The organism is Ornithinibacillus salinisoli, assembly GCF_042684965.1.
In the GTDB taxonomy this organism is placed as follows: Bacteria; Bacillota; Bacilli; order Bacillales; family Amphibacillaceae; genus Ornithinibacillus; species Ornithinibacillus salinisoli.
This window is the reverse complement of sequence record NZ_JBHUMI010000018.1, coordinates 44,871-66,468: the sequence shown is the minus strand read 5'-3', so window position 1 is coordinate 66,468 and position 21,598 is coordinate 44,871. Positions and strand designations below refer to the sequence as shown.

General features: G+C 34.8%; 21 protein-coding genes and 1 other annotated feature. Of the genes, 3 read left to right on the top strand and 18 right to left on the bottom strand.

The window, feature by feature from the left end; genetic code table 11:
* Window positions 1-241 precede the first annotated feature (241 nt).
* From ACFSTA_RS16265 to ACFSTA_RS16250, 4 genes are all read right to left on the bottom strand, one after another.
* On the bottom strand, window positions 242-517 hold the full coding sequence (locus tag ACFSTA_RS16265; protein WP_377557883.1) for a GNAT family N-acetyltransferase: 276 nt from the start codon (window positions 515-517) through the stop codon (window positions 242-244).
* Window positions 518-548: 31 nt separating this feature from the next.
* Window positions 549-1,247 (bottom strand): N-acetylmuramoyl-L-alanine amidase, encoded by a 699-nt coding sequence (locus ACFSTA_RS16260; RefSeq protein WP_377557882.1) that lies wholly within the window; start codon window positions 1,245-1,247, stop codon window positions 549-551.
* Between the two features lie 107 nt (window positions 1,248-1,354).
* Window positions 1,355-1,591, bottom strand: coding sequence for a hypothetical protein (locus ACFSTA_RS16255; RefSeq protein ID WP_377557881.1), 237 nt, complete (start codon window positions 1,589-1,591; stop codon window positions 1,355-1,357).
* A 124-nt stretch (window positions 1,592-1,715) separates the two neighbouring features.
* Complete coding sequence (locus tag ACFSTA_RS16250; RefSeq protein ID WP_377557880.1) at window positions 1,716-2,432, bottom strand: Na-translocating system protein MpsC family protein; 717 nt, start codon at window positions 2,430-2,432, stop codon at window positions 1,716-1,718.
* 206 nt (window positions 2,433-2,638) lie between these two features.
* On the opposite strand from ACFSTA_RS16250, the gene ACFSTA_RS16245 reads away from it, so the two are divergent.
* Both ACFSTA_RS16245 and ACFSTA_RS16240 read left to right on the top strand, forming a co-directional pair.
* On the top strand, window positions 2,639-3,511 hold the full coding sequence (locus tag ACFSTA_RS16245; protein ID WP_377557879.1) for an ATP-binding protein: 873 nt from the start codon (window positions 2,639-2,641) through the stop codon (window positions 3,509-3,511).
* A gap of 14 nt (window positions 3,512-3,525) precedes the next feature.
* Entirely contained in the window at window positions 3,526-5,445 is a 1,920-nt protein-coding gene (locus tag ACFSTA_RS16240) for a vWA domain-containing protein (protein ID WP_377557878.1), read from the top strand.
* 40 nt (window positions 5,446-5,485) lie between these two features.
* Here ACFSTA_RS16240 and ACFSTA_RS16235 read toward each other — a convergent pair whose 3' ends face one another.
* Together ACFSTA_RS16235 and ACFSTA_RS16230 are read right to left on the bottom strand one after the other, a co-directional pair.
* The gene (locus tag ACFSTA_RS16235) at window positions 5,486-6,712 is read right to left on the bottom strand and encodes an MDR family MFS transporter (protein WP_377557877.1); all 1,227 of its coding nucleotides are present in this window, start codon (window positions 6,710-6,712) and stop codon (window positions 5,486-5,488) included.
* Between the two features lie 244 nt (window positions 6,713-6,956).
* On the bottom strand, window positions 6,957-9,251 hold the full coding sequence (locus ACFSTA_RS16230; protein ID WP_377557876.1) for an EAL domain-containing protein: 2,295 nt from the start codon (window positions 9,249-9,251) through the stop codon (window positions 6,957-6,959).
* Between the two features lie 212 nt (window positions 9,252-9,463).
* Here ACFSTA_RS16230 and ACFSTA_RS16225 point away from each other — a divergent pair, with 212 nt between their 5' ends.
* A complete protein-coding gene (locus ACFSTA_RS16225) occupies window positions 9,464-9,655 on the top strand; it encodes a YbxH family protein (protein WP_377557875.1) in 192 nt (63 codons plus the stop codon).
* Between the two features lie 43 nt (window positions 9,656-9,698).
* Here the strand turns inward: ACFSTA_RS16225 and ACFSTA_RS16220 are convergent, their stop codons facing one another.
* The 12 genes from ACFSTA_RS16220 to ACFSTA_RS16165 form a co-directional block, all read right to left on the bottom strand.
* Entirely contained in the window at window positions 9,699-9,917 is a 219-nt protein-coding gene (locus ACFSTA_RS16220) for a DUF2187 family protein (RefSeq protein ID WP_377557874.1), read from the bottom strand.
* 98 nt (window positions 9,918-10,015) lie between these two features.
* Window positions 10,016-10,540: a DinB family protein gene (locus tag ACFSTA_RS16215; RefSeq protein ID WP_377557873.1), complete on the bottom strand. Its 525-nt coding sequence runs from the start codon at window positions 10,538-10,540 to the stop codon at window positions 10,016-10,018.
* Between the two features lie 681 nt (window positions 10,541-11,221).
* On the bottom strand, window positions 11,222-12,475 hold the full coding sequence (gene tyrS, locus ACFSTA_RS16210; protein ID WP_377557872.1) for a tyrosine--tRNA ligase: 1,254 nt from the start codon (window positions 12,473-12,475) through the stop codon (window positions 11,222-11,224).
* A gap of 46 nt (window positions 12,476-12,521) precedes the next feature.
* Window positions 12,522-12,730: a binding site (T-box leader), on the bottom strand.
* Window positions 12,731-12,986: 256 nt separating this feature from the next.
* Window positions 12,987-13,709, bottom strand: coding sequence for a hypothetical protein (locus ACFSTA_RS16205; protein ID WP_377557871.1), 723 nt, complete (start codon window positions 13,707-13,709; stop codon window positions 12,987-12,989).
* Window positions 13,710-13,711: 2 nt separating this feature from the next.
* Complete coding sequence (locus tag ACFSTA_RS16200; protein ID WP_377557870.1) at window positions 13,712-14,575, bottom strand: ATP-binding cassette domain-containing protein; 864 nt, start codon at window positions 14,573-14,575, stop codon at window positions 13,712-13,714.
* On the bottom strand, window positions 14,572-14,949 hold the full coding sequence (locus ACFSTA_RS16195; RefSeq protein WP_377557935.1) for a GntR family transcriptional regulator: 378 nt from the start codon (window positions 14,947-14,949) through the stop codon (window positions 14,572-14,574). The genes ACFSTA_RS16200 and ACFSTA_RS16195 overlap by 4 nt, the downstream gene beginning before the upstream one ends.
* 345 nt (window positions 14,950-15,294) lie before the next feature.
* A complete protein-coding gene (locus ACFSTA_RS16190) occupies window positions 15,295-16,395 on the bottom strand; it encodes an ABC transporter permease (RefSeq protein ID WP_377557869.1) in 1,101 nt (366 codons plus the stop codon).
* Complete coding sequence (locus tag ACFSTA_RS16185) at window positions 16,395-17,660, bottom strand: ABC transporter permease (RefSeq protein WP_377557868.1); 1,266 nt, start codon at window positions 17,658-17,660, stop codon at window positions 16,395-16,397. Before ACFSTA_RS16185 ends, ACFSTA_RS16190 begins: the two co-directional genes overlap by 1 nt.
* A 15-nt stretch (window positions 17,661-17,675) precedes the next feature.
* On the bottom strand, window positions 17,676-18,608 hold the full coding sequence (locus ACFSTA_RS16180; RefSeq protein WP_377557867.1) for an ABC transporter ATP-binding protein: 933 nt from the start codon (window positions 18,606-18,608) through the stop codon (window positions 17,676-17,678).
* A 153-nt stretch (window positions 18,609-18,761) separates the two neighbouring features.
* A complete protein-coding gene (locus ACFSTA_RS16175; RefSeq protein WP_377557866.1) occupies window positions 18,762-19,394 on the bottom strand; it encodes a response regulator in 633 nt (210 codons plus the stop codon).
* Entirely contained in the window at window positions 19,391-20,530 is a 1,140-nt protein-coding gene (locus ACFSTA_RS16170; RefSeq protein ID WP_377557865.1) for a sensor histidine kinase, read from the bottom strand. The genes ACFSTA_RS16175 and ACFSTA_RS16170 overlap by 4 nt, the downstream gene beginning before the upstream one ends.
* Window positions 20,531-21,188: 658 nt before the next feature.
* Window positions 21,189-21,581, bottom strand: a complete 393-nt coding sequence (locus ACFSTA_RS16165; RefSeq protein ID WP_377557864.1) for a DUF3592 domain-containing protein — start codon at window positions 21,579-21,581, stop codon at window positions 21,189-21,191.
* Between the last annotated feature and the right edge of the window lie 17 nt (window positions 21,582-21,598).

Sequence of the window (21,598 nt, the reverse complement as noted above, 5' to 3'; positions counted from 1 at the left end):
CTCCCGGTGGAAAATAACTTCTAGCAGTTATTCCATTTAATTAATCATTATTGTTGGAAAACAGCGAATTTTGTCGAAAAACATCTGGTTCAATTCTACCATTTTTCTAAATGATCGTATAGTTTAAAATACAAACTTTCTACTGTACTAATAATCCATGAAAAAAAGCAGGAATTCCATTTAGGATACCTGCTTTAAGTCTCTCATGTTAGTAGATTTCTAACTATTTCATTCAAAGTACCTATACCAAAACATCACGATAAGTCGATGTTTTTTCCATTTTACTTTTCGCATAGCTGCATTCCGGATTAATTTTTTTCCCATGCTCTCTGGCATATGATACAACCCTATCTACTAACTCGCCTGCAACTCCTTGCCCACGTAAATCATCGGCTACATATGTATGATCAATCACAATGACTGACCCATCCTGTTCATTGAATGTGATTTCTGCCTTCGACCGCTCTTCCGTTTCACCAATATAAAATTTATTGGTTCCTTTTTTAATCGTATGCACTAGAATTCCTCCTTAGTTCATTAAGTTTGGCTTAAAATCCTATTTTTCCCCAGTCAAACAAAGCACCCGGATCCTTCTTTCTTTCCGGTGCATACTCATCATGTCCTATTATATGCTGTCTATTCCTCATTACCATGGGATTTCGCTCATAAATATCATGCAGCAATGTTCGTAATGATTGATATTGATGTTCTGTATAACCGATAAACATTGACTGGATGGAATCATACGTATCCTCCGGGATCAATGGAATCATTTCTTCTTTTGTTCCGATAGCTAATAATTCAATACCTATCGAATAGTCATTCATTTCATTATCATAAGATGGGAAGTGATCAAAGCTCCCTTTGCCTGCATGGTAAGCTACACGATCCTCTGGTACTAACCGATAAATATTTCCTTTGCGATCAATTATATAGTGTGTAGATACACCATTTTGCAAAAAAATGGTGTATACATCCTCCAAACGATAAGGATCATGTGGTTTCTCCATGGCATTACTCATATAGTGAATCATCACATGTGTAATAGAAGATGTACGAACTTTGGAATTTTCCAATGGCAGCATAATTTCATTTATTTCTATGTTACTTCCTTTTTCCTGATTCATATCTTCCAGTGCGATTTGCGAGACAATCGATGCCTGTTCACTTCTTGTATTTTGGAATATAATTATGATAATAATGAAAGCACAAACCATAAGTGACATAAAAAATAACTTACACTTCAACAGAACACTCCCCAATGCTGATCTATTCCTTCACATCATTACAATATTAAGCCTTTTAGCTTAGGCTCATAGTCATTATACAATTAGTTTATCATATTTTATGATTATCACTTTGAACTGTTTTCATCTTCGGTAAGATTTCTTTCTTTTTGCATTACCCAATAACCAATCATTCGTAATTCCATTAAAGATATTCCTCTTTTCTTTGCTACTTTTTTGATTAAAGCATTTTCATATTGCATTGTTTTTACATGTACACCTTGATGTAATTTCTCCTGAATATAGCAATAAAAACAGCCAAGTAATTCATTTGATAGTTTGTCATAAAAGTTTTTTCTGTTCAAGTTCATTCTTCCTCTCACCCTGTTTACTCTTGGGGACCTTGTATATATTTTTAAAGGACAATAAAAAAAGCCAAAAAGAAAGTATGCATGGTAGCTACTTTCCTTTTGGCTTATGTCTAGCTCATTAGTCTAGCCCATTACGGCCGTTTTGTTTTGGATTTACTATAAATAGTATTACACTTCTGTCACGATCAAAATCCCAGGATACAAATGAATCATCTATTTTCGCATCGAAAATGGATTCTAACCGCATACTGTTATGTAATAGTCTTTTTTCTACTCGCCTTTTTGCAGTTCTTAATACTTCTAATTGTCCCATCCGAATCAGTTCTCTTTCAATCGTAATAAAAATCCCGTTTCGTATAACAATTATTGTTCTTTCATTCAGTTTATAGGATAAGACCTCTTGAGGAACTTTTTGGGCTTGTTGACTGACCTGTATAATTTCTTGATGAAGTTCATCTTTTCCAGGGTAATTTAGCTCGGATGGTTGTTCGATATTAGCTCTGTTGTTGGAAATAGCTACAAACATCCCTGATTGATTATGTAAGTTCCAGTCATAATAAAATTCTTCCATCGTTAAACCAGTTAATACTGTCATATATGCATTAATCTCTGGTATTAAATTTTTCATTAATATATCCCTAGATGTTTGGATAAATGATTCATGATTATCACTAATTAGAACTTTCTCCATTGGGGATAGGAATTTTCGTAAATACACGCAAATGAAAGGTTGATTGATGGAAACAAAAACTGTTTCCGGTCCTCGACCAAAATTGTCTCGCAACAGCTTTCCAATATAACTAGCCAGTTCTTTTTGAACTTGATCGGTATTCAAGTTAAACATCCTCTTTTTTAGACAAAAGCTTTATTTCTTTCGTCCGTAGTTAATTCTATTATCTATAATGATAATTATCAACTATTTGTAAATGTTTATTCATTCAATCGAATGAATGAATTATCCTCATATAGTACTTTTCAATAATAATTTTTTGAGATTATAGTAAAAGAAGCTTACAATGTGTTAGAAAGGAGTTTGGCAACATGAATACAAACTATCAGTTACCTGAAAATATGGTTAACATATTAGAAGAAAACAAAAATAATCCTGATTCATTTGTAGAATTAATCAGGGATGGTGGCTATGTCCCACCTAATATGGATTTATTAGTTGATGCTATTTCTGCCTTAAGTATGGGGAAAAACATTTTATTAAAAGGACCAACGGGTGCGGGAAAAACAAAGTTTGCTGAGACATTATCTCATTTATTTAATCAACCAATGTTTAGTGTAAACTGTTCCGTTGATTTAGATGCAGAGAGTTTATTAGGGTTTAAAACGTTGACATATGAAGAGGAAAAGCAAGTAATCGAATTTATCCCTGGACCAGTAATTCATGCAATGAAGCACGGGAACTTCTTATATATTGATGAAGTGAATATGGCAAAACCAGAAACATTGCCACTCATCAATGGGGTACTCGATTATCGTAGAACCATTACAAATCCATTTACTAACGAGATCGTAACAGCAGAAGGTGGATTCAATGTGATTGCAGCAATTAATGAAGGATATGTTGGTACTGTTCCACTGAATGAAGCATTGAAAAATCGTTTTGTTGTGATTGAAGTTCCATATATTGAAGGGGAACAGCTAAAGAACTTGATTCAAACCAATACCAAATTAGCAGACGAAGCGACAATCGATTTATTCGTTAAATTATCCAGCGACTTAATTAATGCGGTATCTCAAGGGAAGTTATCAGAAGATGCTGCTTCCATTCGCGCTTTGCTAGATGCTTGTGATTTAGCTGTGTTAATACCATCAAAAAGAGCTATTCAACGATCGATAATTGATAAATTAGATGAAGAAAGAGAAAGAGAATTTATTAAAAATCTAACCGAAACTCTTTTCTAGTTAGGAGAATATAGATGTATCGATTTAATGATAAAAAAGTTGATACCAACCTATTTTTACAACTGCAAGACTTATCAACCGTATTATCTAATAATCCTGATATCGCCTTTGAATATAACTATGGTTCATTTATCGATATGGTGGATCACAAAGTAACTGCAAGTCGTTTCTTTTGGGACAATACAAAAGATAATATTAAAGAAGCAGGGCTAAAAACGGATGTTTACCTTAGAACGATTGGTACATTAAAATACACGAGTATACCAGACATGAAAATGTTTTTAACGAATATCCAACAAGTATCCATTCCAAAATTCGCGACACAATTGATAGCATTATTGGAAGACATTCGGTTGGAGGAACTAATCAAAAAAGAACGGCCAGGTACAAAGAATGTATTCACCGTTCGACGAAATTACCATAAGCATTATTTTGAAAGGCAGTTGGCTTCAAATGTTAATCGAAGTTATCCGCTTGATGAGCTATTTTGTCTCATCTATTTGTTGATTCAATCCGATCAACCGGATCCAAGGTTTCCTAAGGCAAACGAAGCACAGCTCGATCTATTAGATACGTTAAAGCCTCTTATTTACACTATTTTTGAGGCGAACTCGACCGCTGATATTACGCGAGTTACAGAGCAAATTGTTTTTAAAGTAGAAAGCAGGTATGACGGAGATTCCTTGAATGAATATTTTATTTTCCCCATCGTGCACATGGAGCAATATACACGAAACACACTATTTGATGAACTGACGCGAACAGATAAATTAATGAATGATGATTTTGAAGAAGTAGATGAAGAAAATAGTGAGTATTTCGATGAAAAGTTCTCTACCTGGCATCGGGAAAATAAAAATGGAGAAAGCAATCAAACCTTTTTGCAATTTGAATTAGAGCAAGGAACGAAAACGAGTCTACTTGGAGATGGAGCCAGGGAAACCGAGGAGGGTGATCAGGCAATGGCCTCCATTCAAGGAGCATCTGGTGAAAGTAAACAAAATGATTACTCTGAGATGGAATCTATGGATAAACAAGAATCTAACCGTGGGAGCAACACGGATGAAGCGATATACGGTGAAGAAAATCGTAATGCAGTTAAGATAGATAAAGAAGCTGAAAGTCCGTCCATGGAAGATCTGAAACAATATCAAGATTTTGTATTAGCTGTTGAACCCTATAAAAGAAAACTTTCAAAAACAATCGAAAAAACGCTAGAGCATAAGAAAAATTCACCAAGGAAGGATCTAGTATTTGGTCGATTATCCAAAAAATTACTTCCTATTGTAATAGATGACAGCCGGAGAGTTTTTTACAAAAAAAATAATGAGTCAAATGAAATCGATGCAGTATTTACCTTATTAGTAGACTGTTCGGCTTCCATGCATAACAAGATGGATGAGACAAAAAAAGGAATTGTCTTATTCCATGAAGTGCTCCAGGAGTTAAAAATCCCGCACAGGATCACGGGGTTCTGGGAAGATGCGAATGAAGTAAAAGAGGGATATCAACCAAATTATTTTCATCGTGTTCATTCCTTTTCGGACTCATTTTATGAAAAAAATGGTGCTAAAATTATGCAATTAGAGCCTGAGGAAGATAATCGAGATGGATTTAGCATTCGCGTGGCTACAAAGGAACTTCAGGCTAGAAGAGAGAAGAATAAATTCTTGCTCGTTTTTTCTGATGGGGAACCAGCAGCTTCCAACTATGAACAAAATGGTATTGTCGACACCAATGAAGCTGTAGCAGAAGCTCGCAAACGTGGGATTGATGTCATCGGTATGTTCTTAGCTGACGGAGAAATCCAAGAACATGACGATCTCACCATGAAGAACATCTATGGCAAAGAACGCCTCATGATCCCAAGCGTATCCGAACTACCCGAACACTTCACACCACTCCTAAAAAAGCTATTACTAAAAAGCCTATAGGTGCCAGTCACTTGTAAAAATTTTACAAGTGCCTGGCACCTTACAAAATCCGGAAGAGTTGTATATAGAGTAATGCGCTACATATGGCACATAGCAATATAAATCCGAATACGACTAACGGTGATAAGGAAACGGATAGAATCACTGTTAGGGGTGCTATGAATCTACCAATAGCAAATTGTAAATCTGCAGCCCCCATGTATTGACCTCTTGCATTTTTAGGAGCGTACTTGCTAACAAAGTTTTGAACAACTGGACCGTGTATGATCTCCCCAAGTGTCAGTACTACCGTAAATACGAATAATAGCCATACATTGGATGTAAATCCTACTAAAAACATTCCCACTCCAGACAACATTGCAGATAAAATCAACGTATTACGATCACTCCACCTTTCAAATAGCTTTGTGACAAGGATTACGCATAGTACAAACATCAGCCCATTTAATCCAATCATCCATCCGAATACTTCTTCACTACTTAGCATAAAGGACCAGTCCTTCCAGGTAAGTAATACTTGTGAAGGTACATACTCTTTCACATATACCGCTAAGTATAGATCCAACTGCATAATAGAAATCGTGATGAAAACACCAGCTAATATATAAAGAAAAAAAGCTTTATCACGGAAAATCACCACATAGTTCATCCACTGTTCCTTTAAAACTGTCAGCGCATTGTATGATTGTACCTTTTTTTCCATCGGTTCTGGCATCGTTTCTCGAATCATAAAGAAGATTGCAATCGAATATAAAAGTGTAACGAACGTACAAGACCATAATAGTTCACTACGATAGTTAAAGAATAAAACTGCGCCAATTACTGGACCAAAAACTGCCCCAAGGTTATTTGCCGTTACAAATGTTGCAAACACGCTACGTCGGTTGGTATCAGATACCAAATCAGCTACCATTGCTGAGCTAGCTGGTCTATACAACGATTTTCCGAGACTAATTGTGATAAAAGCAACATAGTCTATCCAATGTGAAATGGAAAGGGCAAACACGACAAACATGACTACCTGAATAAAGGAACCGAGAAGCATCATTGGACGACGGCCAAATCGATCGGTAAAGTATCCCCCTAACATACTTCCGACAATACTAATAAGAGACGGTCCAGTCATCATCATACCTGCTGTTGCCTTTCCTAAAGCTTCGCTGAAATAAATCGTCAGAAAAGGAAAATACATCCAGAACAACATATTAAAAAGTGTTTCACCAACGAGTCGTACTTTCAAATTTCGATCCCAAGAAAGCCATCTCAAATTTAAATTCCTCCTATCACAATATCTACTGCTATCAAGTACTCTTACATTAAAATAATTTTCTGAAAAAATATAGACTTATAATGAACTTTGATTTATAATAATATTATAGACGTCATGGAAATGACCTCTTTAGTTTAACTGCTATAATAATCGAACATTTGTTTTCCTTTCAATACATAAAAGGTCCTCCATTCTTTACTAGGAATGGAGGACCTTTCTTATGAAATATTTTTTTGCAACTTTACTCCAAACGAAGTGTTTTTTCTAGCTCATAAGCTGGTTTTGGTTTGCTAAAGTAATACCCTTGTAGTTTCGCATCTGATCTTGAGGTAATATACTCGATTTGTTCAGGTGATTCTATTCCTTCAATGATCACTTCCAAGTTAAGCTCTTTAGTAATCTTTAAAATACCAGCTAACAAAACCGAATCATAATGATCTTCTGGTACATTTTTAATGAAATTTCGATCGATTTTTATTACATCAATGGGCAATTCCTTCAAATATAAAAGGGATGAAGTTCCTACGCCGAAATCATCTAGAGCAATTTTGACTTTGCGCTTTTTAAGTTCTTTTGCAAATGCAACAACTTCCCTTACATAATGTGTAATATCACTTTCCGTTATTTCAAAATGGATCATTGGTGGCATAAATGGATACTTCTTAATTAATTGATCTAGTTTGTCAATAAAGCTACTATCTTTCATCTGCGTTTTTGAAATATTAATGGAGACAAACCCAATTAAACCTTTTTGATACCACTTATTCGCTTGATCGATTGCAGCCTCTAAAATCCATAAACCAATGGATGGCATTAACCCCATTTCTTCGGCCACTGGTACAAATCTTGTTGGAGAAATTTGGCCATTTGTTGGATGATTCCACCTTAGAAGTGCCTCTACACCAACCATTTCTCTCTCCGATCCTGAATAAATTGGTTGGTAGTACAATTCAAACTCTTTATTCTGCAAAGCAAAATTCAAATCATTTTCTAGTTCTAACAAGTCCCTATAACTACTAGCACTAGTAAGATCCTCGTAGTAGATATACTGGTTCCTCCCACTCTTTTTCGCTTCATACATAGCGATATCAGCTTTTTGTAGCAATTCCTCTAGTGTCTCACCATCCTGAGGATAATTACTGACGCCAATACTTACAGTAGCAAAGGTCTTAAATGGCCCTACTCTGTACTCTTTATCTACTTCATGTAGAATAGTTTCAATGATCGTACGAATAGTAGCCATATCTTTATTAATTATTAAAATAACAAATTCGTCCCCACCATATCGAGCCAGTAACCCATCTTGTTCCTTTATAATTGGCAAGACCCTTCCTGATACTTCTTTAATCAATGAATCGCCAATATTATGACCAAGTAAATCATTGACCCTTTTAAAATCATTAATATCAAAAAACAACAAAGACATCTTTTCTTGTCCTTCTTTTTTGTATCTTTCAAATTCCTTCCTAAATAAATATCGATTAGGAAGCAATGTTAATTGGTCAGAGTATGCTAATTTTGTTATTTCATTTTGCTTATCTTCAAGGGAAGAAAGCATTTCATTGATGGAATAGGAAAGGGCTGTAATTTCATCTTTACTGCCATTTCCCAAACTAACTCTAGTTTGTAGATTTTTACTTTGTTGTATTTTATTTAATTGTAGAGATAACTTTTCTACTCTCGTTAAAATAAACCGATTTAAGAAAAAAATGACTAAGAAAGTTAAAACCATACCAATGATAATAAGATATCCTAATAACCGGGATATGTCTTCCTTTTTTTGCAAATAAAACTCTCTCTCATCAGTATAACTAATTTCATAAATTGCTTCTTCTAAATGATCTTCTAAAAATAATGACCCTTTTAACTCTGATTCACTAATGTTATCCACAATTGGTCCTGCTTGATCCACCCCAGAATCTAATTGATTTAATGAAAGAGATAAGGAGAGACGTTCCCCTATCTTCGTAATGGATCTTTGATTAATAAATCTCCCCATTATTAAAGTTCCTGCTGATGGTCCATCACCACTACTTTTGTATACCGACTGTAGGGACGTCATCGTTAATCCATAGGAAGTTGAAATAAGAAAAGTATCATCGATTTGATTGGAAGATTGGAATAATGGTAAAAAATTTGAGTGAAAATTTGGATCTAAGTCCACATTTATTCTTTTTTCTAAATCGTATCCTCTTTGATCAACCACTTCATTATTTCGATCTAAATATATCATAAAATTCAAGATATTATTTTCAAATGTATCACCTTGAAGATTTACATCTGGATATGCTGGATACTCATGTTTGATAAATAAATACGTATCATCCCAAACGGACCAATCACGGTTTGTTCGGTTTAGACTCTCCATTTGTCCTATTAGAATGTTATTTATTCTCTCCAGATTTTTTAATGCACTACTACGGTCTAATTCAATGGAATCTTCTAGCATAATGGGCCTGAAAACGATATATATAAGTGCAATAAAGACAGCCGTCGTAACCCATAATACCAAAAGAGTTTTTGCTTTAAGTTTCATCTTTCCTTCCTTTCCAGTGACAAGGTACAAATTCAATATTATATTACCATTCAGCAGATGAATTATATAGTTCTTTTGTACTATTTTTAGATATGTATTAAGAAATATATGTCCGTTATTTAAAGGTTGCCTTAAATAGGTGTGAAATATTATTAACATGTAGTGAAATACTAAAGATTATATTCATTTATGATATGGAGTTGGTAATATTTATGGGTGCAATAGAAAGAAGTGGTTATCGTTTTGAGCCTGAGTATAGTGTAATTGAACAAAATGGAGCAATCCATGTCTATCATGAAGGAGAGTTTGTTGAGGAATTAAAATTTTCCTTTTCAGGGAACTCCCCTGAGCCTGCCAAAATTGAACAACTTGTAGAAAATTTTTGTGAACAACGAGGTCTTTAACCATGAAAAGGTGAGAGATTATTTACCAACCTCTCACCTTTACTTATTTTACTTTTTTATAATTTTTATGATTAACAACCGTTTTAATCGGTTCACCTGTTTTTGGGTTTTTACCGATTTGAATGATGACTGTATTATCTCGTACAGTAAGCACTTTTCCTTTTGAACCTTTATATTCGCCTTTTTCTACTTGAATTGTATCTCCTTGATTTGCTTTTTTTATATTAGATGTACTCTGATCTAAATTCATTTCCTCTGTCATTATTCTCTCTCCTTTTTACATTAGCATTATTATTGTTATTAAAAGTGACTATTTTCATGCGGAGAGATTGAAATACCACAAATTGGTCCACTAATACATCACCTTTTTAAAATGCCTAAATATTCGTTCCATGGACCAACATCTGTTCTGTATCTCTCTGCCATCACCCGTACACATTGATTAATATGTGTTAAATCATGTACAACCCATGTTGAAAGTAATTCTCTTAGCTTTACTACACCAAACGCAGGATGTATACCTGTTAATTCCAACTGGGAATCCGAATCAACGATCGTCTTCAGTTTGTTTATGTTTGAAGCTCTAATTGTAGTGAATTCAGCCAGCTTCTGTTCCATTGACTTTTCAGTCGTTTCATTTAAGTGAGCAAATCTGTCAAACGGTGGAAAAGGCTTGCTTTCCCCATCTTGAAGAATCGTTTCTAATCTTGGAATCCAATTCGTTTTTTCTCCTTCAATAAGATGCTCCACTACTTCTGTTACATTCCATGTCCCTTCCCCTTCATTACATTGTAGCCAGCCATCTGATAAATCAGACAAAAAGTACCCCAACGTTTTCGGTGTGCGCTCCAAAACCTCAATTGCTTCTTCCAAATTGAAATTCATAAAAGCCTCCCCCTCCCATGACTAAGCAGCCACTCATTATTATTTATATAAGATATATATGCTTCAATTAATATGAAAATCCGTTAACTTAAGGTGCCAGGCACCTGTAAAATTTTTACATAACATCTTAACAATAAGGAAAAAGAAAAGACCAAATTTTTGACCAGTATGTATTGTAGTATTGTCGCAATTTAATAATAAAATTAGCAAAACAATTAGAGTTTTTTATAAGGATGAATCAGTATTAGTTCAATATGACTGGTGGGATGAAGTTAATAATGTAAAAGGACGAATGTTGGAGCATACCTATAATGGGCAAAAACAACAGTTTGACTATGTTATTACATTTACAGTTTTACCTATTAAAACCAAATAATTGGTACAAATGCAATAATCTTTGGCATTCACAAGATACCTATATGGAACATAATTAGATTTAATGAACCGTCTAAGAGTCTCTAATAAAAATTGCCTATAAATTATATTTATAGGCATTTATACTGTAACACAATTACCTTAAAATAGATACATTTGAGGAGTGTTTTGTTCAATTTAATGCCGGTTTTGTTTTAGATGTTCAACAATCAAATACTCCCCTTGATTATCAGCACCTCTATCTAACATGTCATTGTTGTTCCGTTCGAATGCTCTCTTTTGGACTCCTCAATGGTATCCACTTATTTAAATTAACTTTACCTGCAATTTTATAAATTTACGTTTCCCAACTTGAATAATAGGCTGATCCATCGTATTTACTTGTAATTGTATGTCATTAACCTTAACTGTATCTACCCTTACCCCGCCATTCTGTATCATTTTACGTGCTTCCGTTTTTGACCTTATTAATTTTAGTTCTACAAGTAGATCTACTAATGGAACTAGTAGTTCTCCTTGCCATTTCACTACTGGAATTTCATCAGGTAGTGAACGATTCTGAAACACTTTTTTAAAGGCTTCTTCAGCCTTCTCAGAATCCTCAACGCCATGATACATCCGTACAATAGTCCTTGCTAACAACATCTTTGCATCTTTTGGATGAAGCTTTCTATTCTCTAATTGGTCTTTCGTTAGATTCTTTTCTTCAAGTGATAAATCCGTGATGAGATCAATATATTTTATAATTAATTCATCGGGTATGGACATTGCTTTTCCGTACATTTCACTTGGTTTATCATCAACCCCTATATAATTTTTTTTGGATTTAGACATTTTTTCTACACCATCAAGACCTTCAAGTAAAGGAAGTAACATAACAATTTGTTTTTCTTTTCCAAAATGCTCTTGTAGATGCCTACCCATTAATACGTTAAAATGCTGATCAGTACCACCAAGTTCTACATCACTTTCAAGCTCAACGGAATCATATCCCTGCATGAGTGGGTAAAAAAATTCATGCAAAGAAATTGGTTTTCCGGTAGAAAAACGCTCTGAGAAATCATTTCTCTCAAGTAAACGTGCTACTGTGATACTTGAAGATAAATTAATAATCTCTTCTAGGTTAAGTCTGCTTAGCCATTTTGAGTTATAATGCAATTCTACTTTTTCCATATCTAAAACTTTATTAAATTGATCAAAATATGTTTTAGCATTCTTCTTAACTTCCTCCATAGAAAGTTGTTTTCTTACTGTCGACTTTCCAGTTGGATCACCTATTTTACCAGTAAAATCTCCAATGATAACTTGGATAATATGTCCGTTTTCTTGAAACTGTTTAAGTTTATTTAACACAACGGTATGACCTAAATGAACGTCTGGGGCAGATGGATCTAATCCTAGCTTTATTTTCAACGGACTATTTTTTAATAATGACCTAGCGATCTTGTTCTTCAGTTCTATTTCAGGAATTATCTCATTTGCTCCATTACTATAAATATCATATTGCCTCTTGACTTCAGCTAATTGTTCACTTGTAAGGTTTTCTAAAAATTCTTCCAAACATATCTCCTCCATTTCTCCAAGTATTAAAAAACCACGTCCCTAAAAAAGGGACGTGGTTAACGTGGTACCACCCTTATTGAAGATTACTCTTCCACTCAAAACGATAACGGTTTGCCCGTTCTTTACTACATGCAACTTCGTAAAGAAAGTTCAAGAAGGTAATTCGCGCTTATCTTTGTACTGATTTACACCATTCATCAGCTCTCTGGAACAGGGAGATAAGTCACTACTAATTTCTATCATTACTTATAGTTTTATTTAATTTACAAATATTTCTGTATATCATACCCTGAAAATGCCTATGAATCAATATGATATTTATATTTATTTTACGAACTGTAGCTTTTCAACGAGTCTTCGTAAATTTCCACTAGTAATGTACTTTACAATCTTCACTGCACCTGATTGCGAGCGAATCGCTACTGGTAAAGAAAGTGATTTTTTTTTCGAAGAAGCTATGTCCGTGCACTCAGAAAGCAAAGTAATCTGCTGGAGCAATATTCCCAGTTTAATCCTTTCTAGTCTTTGCCTTCAACGGAGCATTTCGTAAAATTGGATATGATAATAATAATGCGCCAATGCTACATAAACCTAGTAAAGTAATTAATGTCATTCCCAGAGCATCTAAATCCAATCCTAAAAACCACTCCATACTATTGTTTAAATAACCACCATAATACAAAAACATAACCATGATCGACAACAACATGAGGATGATTATACTTTTTCGCATCCCCAACCGAAAATTAATACTATATAGTAGGAAAGGTACTCCGAACAAAAAGAGTCCAAACATAAGATCAATCCATAAATAAGCAAAGAAATGGTAATCACCTACTAAGAAAATCCCCGGATGTAAAATATTCGCTCCGATTTCCCATTGAAGGTATACAGTTTTTAAAATAAATTGTAATACATTTAAAAATATAATACTCATGACAACGGCTAATATACCAATACCATAAAATACCTTGAGTAATTGAACCCTCGTACTTCCCAAACCGATCGCAATTGGATACAGTGATTTATACCCACCTATGGAAAATAACATAATAAAGAAATATGCGGGACCTGAAATCGAAGCAACTACATCATTTCCAATCCCAAATATATATCCAATAAGGAGCCAAAACACCGTCAATGGAATGGTAATGTAGAGAAACACCATTTTACCCAAAAAATATAGGGCATCCTCCGATACTAAACGAATTGTTCCATATAATGAATTCATCCCTACTCTGCCTCCTCCGTCTTATTTAGTAAATAATCCTGTAGCTTAGCTTTTTCTATAGAAAGTCCATGATGTGATGCAATGTCTTTCCACTCATCATTAAAAGGTACATCAACCATCACTTTTAATCTTGACCCTAATCCACTTTTTTCTAAGATACTTAATCCATCAACCACTTTTTCTATCTTGTTTTGTTCTCCTGCTAACCATACTCCATACTCCCTCATCTCATCCATGGATTCATGTATGAATACTTTTTTGTCATGAACAACAACTAGTGATTCACATATAGGCTGTATTTCTTCAATATGATGCGTAGACAGCAAAATCAATCGTGGATGTTCCTCGTGACTTTCACGTAAAGACTGATACATTTTCTTACGCATGCTTGCATCCAATCCATTACTAGGTTCATCAAGGATCGTAATTTCTGCATGACTAGAAATACCTATGATAAATTGCAAAGCTGATTTCATTCCCTTTGACAATTTAGATATTTTCTTCTTTTCATCTAACCGAAAGGTCTTTAAAAGTCGTTTAGCCAAATCCTCATCCCAATTGGAATAATAATACTTACCAAATCGCAGGGCATCTTTTACACTCCATATGCTACTGAATGGGTGTTCCTCTTGCATATAACATACATACTGAACAGCTTCTGCATGGTTATAGGGAGCCATTCCCATAATTTCAACTTTGCCTTTACTAGGCTTTTCATGACCAGCAAGAAGTTTCATTAATGTGGTTTTTCCTGCCCCATTTCGTCCCCAAATTGCAGTAATACCATACTCCTGTTCGCTATAGGAAATATCCTCAAGTACTGGTGCATCTCCGTAACCATAGGTAACATTCTCAACCTGTATCATTTGTTTTCCTCCTCTTTTATTAATTCCAATACTGCATCAACACTCATATCCAACCGCTTTGCTTCTTCAAGCAGTGGCAAAATATATTCTTTTTTATACTGTTTTTTCCTTTCATTTAACAATTTTGTTTTTGCCCCTTTCACAACAAACATCCCAATCCCACGTTTTTTGTATATTATTTCTTCATCAACCAAGGTTTGTAATCCTTTTCTCACCGTTGCCCTATTAATGTTATAAAAATTTGACAGTTCATTTTCAGATGGAGCTTTTTCTTCTTCTTTTAAATGTCCTTCAACAATGTCATTTCTTATGATTTGTGCAATTTGCTGAAAGATCGGTAGTGACTCGTCTAATATTGGCTTCAACAAGAACACTCCTTTCTTTTTCTCGATTTGTACATGAAGTCGAATTGTTCGGTTGTATACTCGTGTAACCAACTATACATCAGAGGTTCGAATTTGTAAAGACCATTCTATAAAACTCTAAGTAGTTATGATGTGTGATTAAATAGAAAAACACTGAACTCGATCCATTAATTTAGAAAGAGTCAGTGTTCTTGTAATCATTGGTACTTTTCACTTGAACAAATTAAGCGTTTCACTTGGAAACAAAAAATCCAGAAAAGTTGTTTAATTAGATATAAGGGTTTAATATCAAAAGGAGCCCGAATTCGCATATTATTTTTAAACTTAATCAGGGTTTAACAACTCTTCGCTATTTCATCCCCTTATCCGTTCAACCATATTAATTCCTACCCCCATACACACCACACCAATAAGTAACATTAAGGAAATTGATAAAGCAATATCATTCCAGTGTGCATTAAACAGAGCTACATCCATCATTGCTTCTGTAGCATGAGACAACGGAAATAGATTTCCTATAAATTGAAGGATTGGATTACTTATTGTTCCTGGAGGCATATAAACACCACTGATGATAGGTATAATTGGAATGATCGATGGATAGATCATATTAAATTTTTCAGGGGTTTTGGTGATACCAGCAATTAACATCGCCATACTAACCATACTTAGTGTATACACTGCCGTAATAACCAGAATCATTCTAAGGTTCCCAATATCATAGCCCATTATATATTGAAAAATGAGAAAAACAGCTATCATTTGAAAGAAACCAACGCAAAAACTATAAAATAAATGTCCTACATACATACTAGTCTTACTTACCGGAGAAAGAATCAATCGGTTCCATATGCCACTTACCTTATCTGCATTGATTCCATTTACTTTAAACCCAATGGTAAACATTGCCATAAACAAGGTAAAGCCAAATAATAATTGCATCCCCATATTATGCTGTGGAACTTCTCCACCAGTTAGCGTTTGTGATTCAACTTTTATTGGTGGATGATCCATATAATTGTCCACTTCATTTCGTAATTCAGAAGTATCCTCTGTACCTGCAACCGCTTCAAGTGTTGCCTCTTTTGTAAATACTTTATCAACTTCCTGCTCAACAAGTTGTATACTTGGCATATCGGATGCAGTAACCAAACGATAATCGCTCTCCATTAACCGAATGGCTACATCTCTTTTTCCTTCAGAAACATCTTTACGTGCTTTCTTTTCGTCCGTAATAACAAATTCAATATCACTATCCTCATTTAATAATTCTGCCCATTTCCCTTCAATTTCTTGAGCGTTTGATTCAGAACTAAAAATCGCAACAGATGTTTGTGCATACTGTGAGTTATCTCCAAATATTACGGTTGCTATAATACTTAATACAATAAATAAAATAATTGTTAGTGGCTTTCGTCTATCTTTCGTCCACTGTGCCATAAAAACTGGGTACATTATACTCTCCCCCTCCTTGGAAAGGCCACCATTCCAATAATCAAACAGACAATGAAAAATACGATAAGGATAATAATTGGTATGATTAAGTCCTGCAAATCAGTATATTGAATCCACTCGATCAAAACGGTCTGTGTTAGACCATTTGGCGTCCATTCCCCAATTCTTTGCATAAACTCGGGAAGCCCTTGTATTGGAAAGAAACCACCTCCAAGAACTCCAATCGTCATAATAATTAATGTAGTTAATCCACTCACTGCATTTGGGTCATGCAGATTTAATGTTATGGTTGTAAATACCGCAGATAATCCGGCGACCGATAAAGCATAAACGGTAATGACAGCTATTAAACCGAGCCAAAAATCAAGCGATTTTCCGGGAAAGACATCTAATATTAATTGCGAAACCGTAATCGTAATCATCATCTGTAACCAGACTAAACAAAACGTTGCAAATGTTTTACCCATTAGATAATATAGGGGATTACTATTGGTCAATAAGATCCGATTAAAAACTCTTTCCCTCTTCTCCGTCACGGTTTTTAACGCAATCGTCTGGGAAATAAATAGAGCAAAAAGCGTACTCATTGCAATCGTAAAGTATTGAGTCATGCTATAATTATCAACATCAACGCCCCCCATTATTTCTGTTCCCCCTTGGGGCAGATCCGGTTCTGCCAATTCAGCACCTGCTCTACTTCCTAGTGCAAATTGCAAATTAAGCGTATTAATGAAATTATAAACGATATCTTGAAGGACACTAACTTCGTTCGATTGCTCCTCAGCGTGGATAATTAATGGAACGTCTGATTGCTCCCCTAACATCACCTGAGATAAAACCTCATACGTGAATCCTTTAGGAACCTTAATGATAGCATCTAACTCACCAGCTTCCACTAATTCTATGGCTTCTGCTTCCGGTAATTCCTGTGAGTTCAACCAATCCTTCAATTCCGGATTATTAATAAAATCGTGGATGAAACGAATTGGCCTAACTTGTGAAACTTGTTCAAGAATCGCTCCTTTCTCCATCGAGGATAATTCCATACCTTCCACGGTTTCTTCAAATTGTTCCAATCCCAACGCTTCATCATCTTCCTGAACAATAGCTATATCAATATTTACAGACTCTGAATCGTTATTAAATAATCCAGAAAAGGCAATGCTTAATACAACAATAATAACGATCGGAAGTAATAGAGCCAACAGAATCTCTTTGCGGTCTCTCCAAAACACTAAAAAATCTTTTCTTAAAAATGAGCCCATTTCTATTACCTCCTTTTAATCTCGTAACGTTTTACCAGTTAAATGTAGGAATACATCTTCAAGACTTGGTACTTCTACTCGAAAGTTCGTAATCTGACTTTCCTCTTTTTCGGCAGCATGTACTAAGTCACTTAGAATATTACTGCCTTTTTTAGAAATAATGCGGATTCCATCACTTGTTTCATCCACTTGACGCACATGTTCCATGACTTTTATCTTTTCGATTAATGCATCACTCGTTTTACTAAGCTGCACTTGTATGGTATCTTCACTGGACAAAATACTTAGTAATTCAGTTTTTGTGCCAGACGCTACTACTTTCCCATGGTCCATAATATAGACACGATTACATAATTGCTCTACTTCCTCCATATAGTGGCTCGTATAAAGTATAGTTGTTCCATGTTCCTCATTTAGATTTCGAACTGTCTCCAAGATATGGTTTCTTGATTGCGGGTCAATGCCTACGGTCGGCTCATCAAGAATTAAGATTTCTGGTCGATGCAACAATGCCGCTGCAATGTTTACTCTTCTTTTCATACCACCTGAAAATGTTTTAACAAGCTCTTTTTGTCGCTCTTTCAATCCAACCATCTCAAGTACTTCCTGAATTCGATCCTCTAACATATTTTTTTTAACTTTATAAATTTCACCGAAAAATTTAAGATTTTCATGTGCAGATAGTTCCTCGTATAAAGCAATTTCTTGCGGGACAACACCAAGCATCTTTCTAATTTCAGATGGGTCTTTAATTGCACTTTTTCCATTTAATCGTACATCCCCAGTGGTAGGTTTTAATAGCGATGAAATCATGGAAATGGTTGTTGATTTCCCAGCACCATTCGGACCAAGTAATCCAACTGATTCACCTTTATCTAAATATATATCAATTCCATCTACTGCTTTATTGTCTTTAAATGTTTTACTGAGATTTACCGTTTCAAGCATCTATGAAGCACTCCTTCCGTTTTATATTTCTAATTAATAACATTCTTTTTCATCCCGGTCTTTTTCTAATGTACAAAAAAAGAAACAGTGGCACCACTGTCTCCAGTCATGATAGTTTAATTAATCCATTACTTTCGTCATTTTTTATTCTATTTATACCAGATTATGGCGAATTGCATAAATAGCCAACTGCGTACGATCCCTTAATTCTAGTTTATTCAAAATTTGACTGGTGTTATTTTTAACTGTTCCTATTGATATAGCAAGCCTTTCTGCAATTTCTCCATTATTCAGGCCTTCACCAATGGCCTTTAAAATTTCTCTCTCACGTGGAGTTAAGGATGAATCGGGAACTTTTTTTTCCTCATTCTTTAATAGGAGTGGCATGACTTTTGCTGCCACATGATCCTCAATGGACAAACCTCCAGTCAATGCACTTCGGATAGAGCGAAGTAAAGAATCTGTATCTCCGTTCTTTAGGATGTAACCACTAACACCTATTTTTAACGTCTCCAACACATAATTATCATCATCGAACGTTGTCAAAATTAAGATTTTTGTATTTGGCCAACGAGATTGAATAACTTTAGCAGTCTCAATTCCATCCATTACAGGCATACGAATATCAAGGATCACAATGTCAAACGAATGTTTTTCACAAAGGAGAATGGCTTCCTTGCCATTGTCTGCTTCACCCACTACCTTCATTTCTTTATCCGACTCAATCATCATTTTCAACCCTTGTCTTACCATTACCTGGTCTTCCGCCAATAGTATCCGAATCATTCTAATCCCCCATATCCAATTTTTATAAATCCGGTGACAACAAATTGCTCTTCTGTTTTAAAAACCTCAAGATCACCGCCAAATTTCTCTAACCGCTCCCGCATGGAAGTTAGTCCAAACCCTTCCTGATATTTATTATTATCTCTAATTGGATTACTAATTTCAAAGCGAAAAACACCCCCACCAGGTGCTTCAAATGTAATCTCAGCTTCTCTTGCCTGACTATGTTTCATTATATTGGTTAATGCCTCTTGCACAGCACGGTAGATGACAAAAGATTGCTCTCCGGTTAACGGAGCAGTAAATGCACCATGTTTTACAGAAAAATGAATACGTATAAAACTTTCCATTTCCAATTTGCGTATTAAACGTAAAATTCCAGGAAGTCCTCCAGAATCACTGGCTTTCAGAGATTTTACTGCCCTTCTAGTTTCCTCTAAACTGGCATTCGCAAGTTTCTTAAAGGACAGCACTTGTTCTTTATATTCACTAGAAATTTTCAAACGAAACATTTCAAGTTGCATGAGGAGAGCAGTCAACTTATGTCCCACTGAATCATGGATTTCATGTGCAATAAGTACTCGTTCTTCCTGTCTAGCTATCTCTTCCTCGGAAATAGCCCTTCGCTTCAATTCACGATATTCACCCAGAAGCACTTGATATCTTGCATTCAAATCATCTGAACGATTCTTTGTTTTCTTATAATACATCATCGCCATGATTAATAGGACGCTGTAAATTCCTATACAAATCTGAACAAATGGTTCTAAATCGGAATAAAGAACAGTTAGGATTAACCCCAATGCTCCACTTCCCCCTACGATAATGCTATAACTAAATGGCAATCGATAAAATCCTTCTGCAATAAGAATGGAAAGTATTAGAATAATATATGGATTAAATAATCCATCCTCGTAAGGAAACAAAGTTATAACAGTAACTATAGCATTCATACTCAATAGCGTTACTAATATATTCGGTTTTCGTTCAACTAAAGGAACGATAAAGAAAATAACAAAATAAAGGAAAGCTCCAAACAAGCGTGCCGTTAGCTCATCTATATGATGATTAAAGTAAAGCAACGAAAATGGCCATACCATAACATTTAACAGGATCCATACCCAATATAGGTTCATGAAATAACCTCTTTTCATATATAATTACACAGCTTATCAAAGCAAATGTATGTTGTTTATAGATAAAAGTAGTCCTAACACCGTTTTTTTGCTCGCATCCCTTATTACATTCCTAAATAAAGAGAAGTAATCTTCAAACAAAAAGCAGTCTCAACATTATATTAATCCTTTCATACTAAATAATTAAAGTAAATACACCTCTTATTTAATTCACACTAGCTCTCACTATTTGTTTAAGGTGGAACGAATACCCTTAAACGGTAAGCAGACCGGGAAGGGAATGGCATAATAAAACCCGGAATTCGGAAAAGTTTATTTTCACGAAAACCAGGCCAAAATAGAAATATTAATTTAATTTGACATAGGAAATAGAATGTCTAAAGAGCGAATCACCATGATCAAGTTTTTAAAATAGTGTTTCTTTCTACCAATTTTTGAACAACCCGTACTCTAAGAAAGAAATTTTTATTATCATAGAAACCTTATATTACTAATTTAATTAACTTCAATTTATTCATTTTATAAACTTGCCCAAAAAGTATTTCGATTCTATTTCTGTCACAAATTCCTGGGATTGATTATACTATCAGCGTTCACAAATTCTATAGTATGTATATGCTCAAGTATTTCTCCTAATTCTTCATACCTTCCTTATTACCTATTCCAGTAAGATTAAGCCTAACCAAATGGATACTACTCCGATTACAAGTAATAAGAAAGCCATCCACTCTAATCGATGAACGCCTTTCAAAGCTACTCTACTTTTTGGTGATTTAGGGTTAAAGTATACGAAGGATTTTGCCCCTAGATTTTTCTTAGGTATGGTTCCATTAGTAACAGTCACACCGTCTATAGAAGTGGAATAATATATTTCACCATTATATTCTAATCTTATTCTATAATTATATCCTACAAATCCATACAATCCTTTGGACCCACGGACATATCCAACGATTGAGCCTTCTACTAATTTCCCAGTCACCATGCACCATACCTTTATAAATATAAGGATGAGAGCAATAACACAAAAGAATAGGCCGATAAAAATCAAAGCCGTTCCCCCTTCTT

Excerpts from the sequence above, each read along its gene's own strand:
- ACFSTA_RS16245 (WP_377557879.1), top strand. The coding sequence starts at position 2,639 with ATGAATACAAACTATCAGTTACCTGAAAATATGGTTAACATATTAGAA.
- ACFSTA_RS16240 (WP_377557878.1), top strand. The coding sequence starts at position 3,526 with ATGTATCGATTTAATGATAAAAAAGTTGATACCAACCTATTTTTACAA.
- ACFSTA_RS16230 (WP_377557876.1), bottom strand. The coding sequence starts at position 9,251 with ATGAAACTTAAAGCAAAAACTCTTTTGGTATTATGGGTTACGACGGCT.
- ACFSTA_RS16225 (WP_377557875.1), top strand. The coding sequence starts at position 9,464 with ATGGGTGCAATAGAAAGAAGTGGTTATCGTTTTGAGCCTGAGTATAGT.
- ACFSTA_RS16220 (WP_377557874.1), bottom strand. The coding sequence starts at position 9,917 with ATGACAGAGGAAATGAATTTAGATCAGAGTACATCTAATATAAAAAAA.
- ACFSTA_RS16215 (WP_377557873.1), bottom strand. The coding sequence starts at position 10,540 with ATGAATTTCAATTTGGAAGAAGCAATTGAGGTTTTGGAGCGCACACCG.
- ACFSTA_RS16205 (WP_377557871.1), bottom strand. The coding sequence starts at position 13,709 with ATGAATTCATTATATGGAACAATTCGTTTAGTATCGGAGGATGCCCTA.
- ACFSTA_RS16200 (WP_377557870.1), bottom strand. The coding sequence starts at position 14,575 with ATGATACAGGTTGAGAATGTTACCTATGGTTACGGAGATGCACCAGTA.
- ACFSTA_RS16190 (WP_377557869.1), bottom strand. The coding sequence starts at position 16,395 with ATGTACCCAGTTTTTATGGCACAGTGGACGAAAGATAGACGAAAGCCA.
- ACFSTA_RS16185 (WP_377557868.1), bottom strand. The coding sequence starts at position 17,660 with ATGGGCTCATTTTTAAGAAAAGATTTTTTAGTGTTTTGGAGAGACCGC.
- ACFSTA_RS16180 (WP_377557867.1), bottom strand. The coding sequence starts at position 18,608 with ATGCTTGAAACGGTAAATCTCAGTAAAACATTTAAAGACAATAAAGCA.
- ACFSTA_RS16175 (WP_377557866.1), bottom strand. The coding sequence starts at position 19,394 with ATGATTCGGATACTATTGGCGGAAGACCAGGTAATGGTAAGACAAGGG.
- ACFSTA_RS16170 (WP_377557865.1), bottom strand. The coding sequence starts at position 20,530 with ATGAACCTATATTGGGTATGGATCCTGTTAAATGTTATGGTATGGCCA.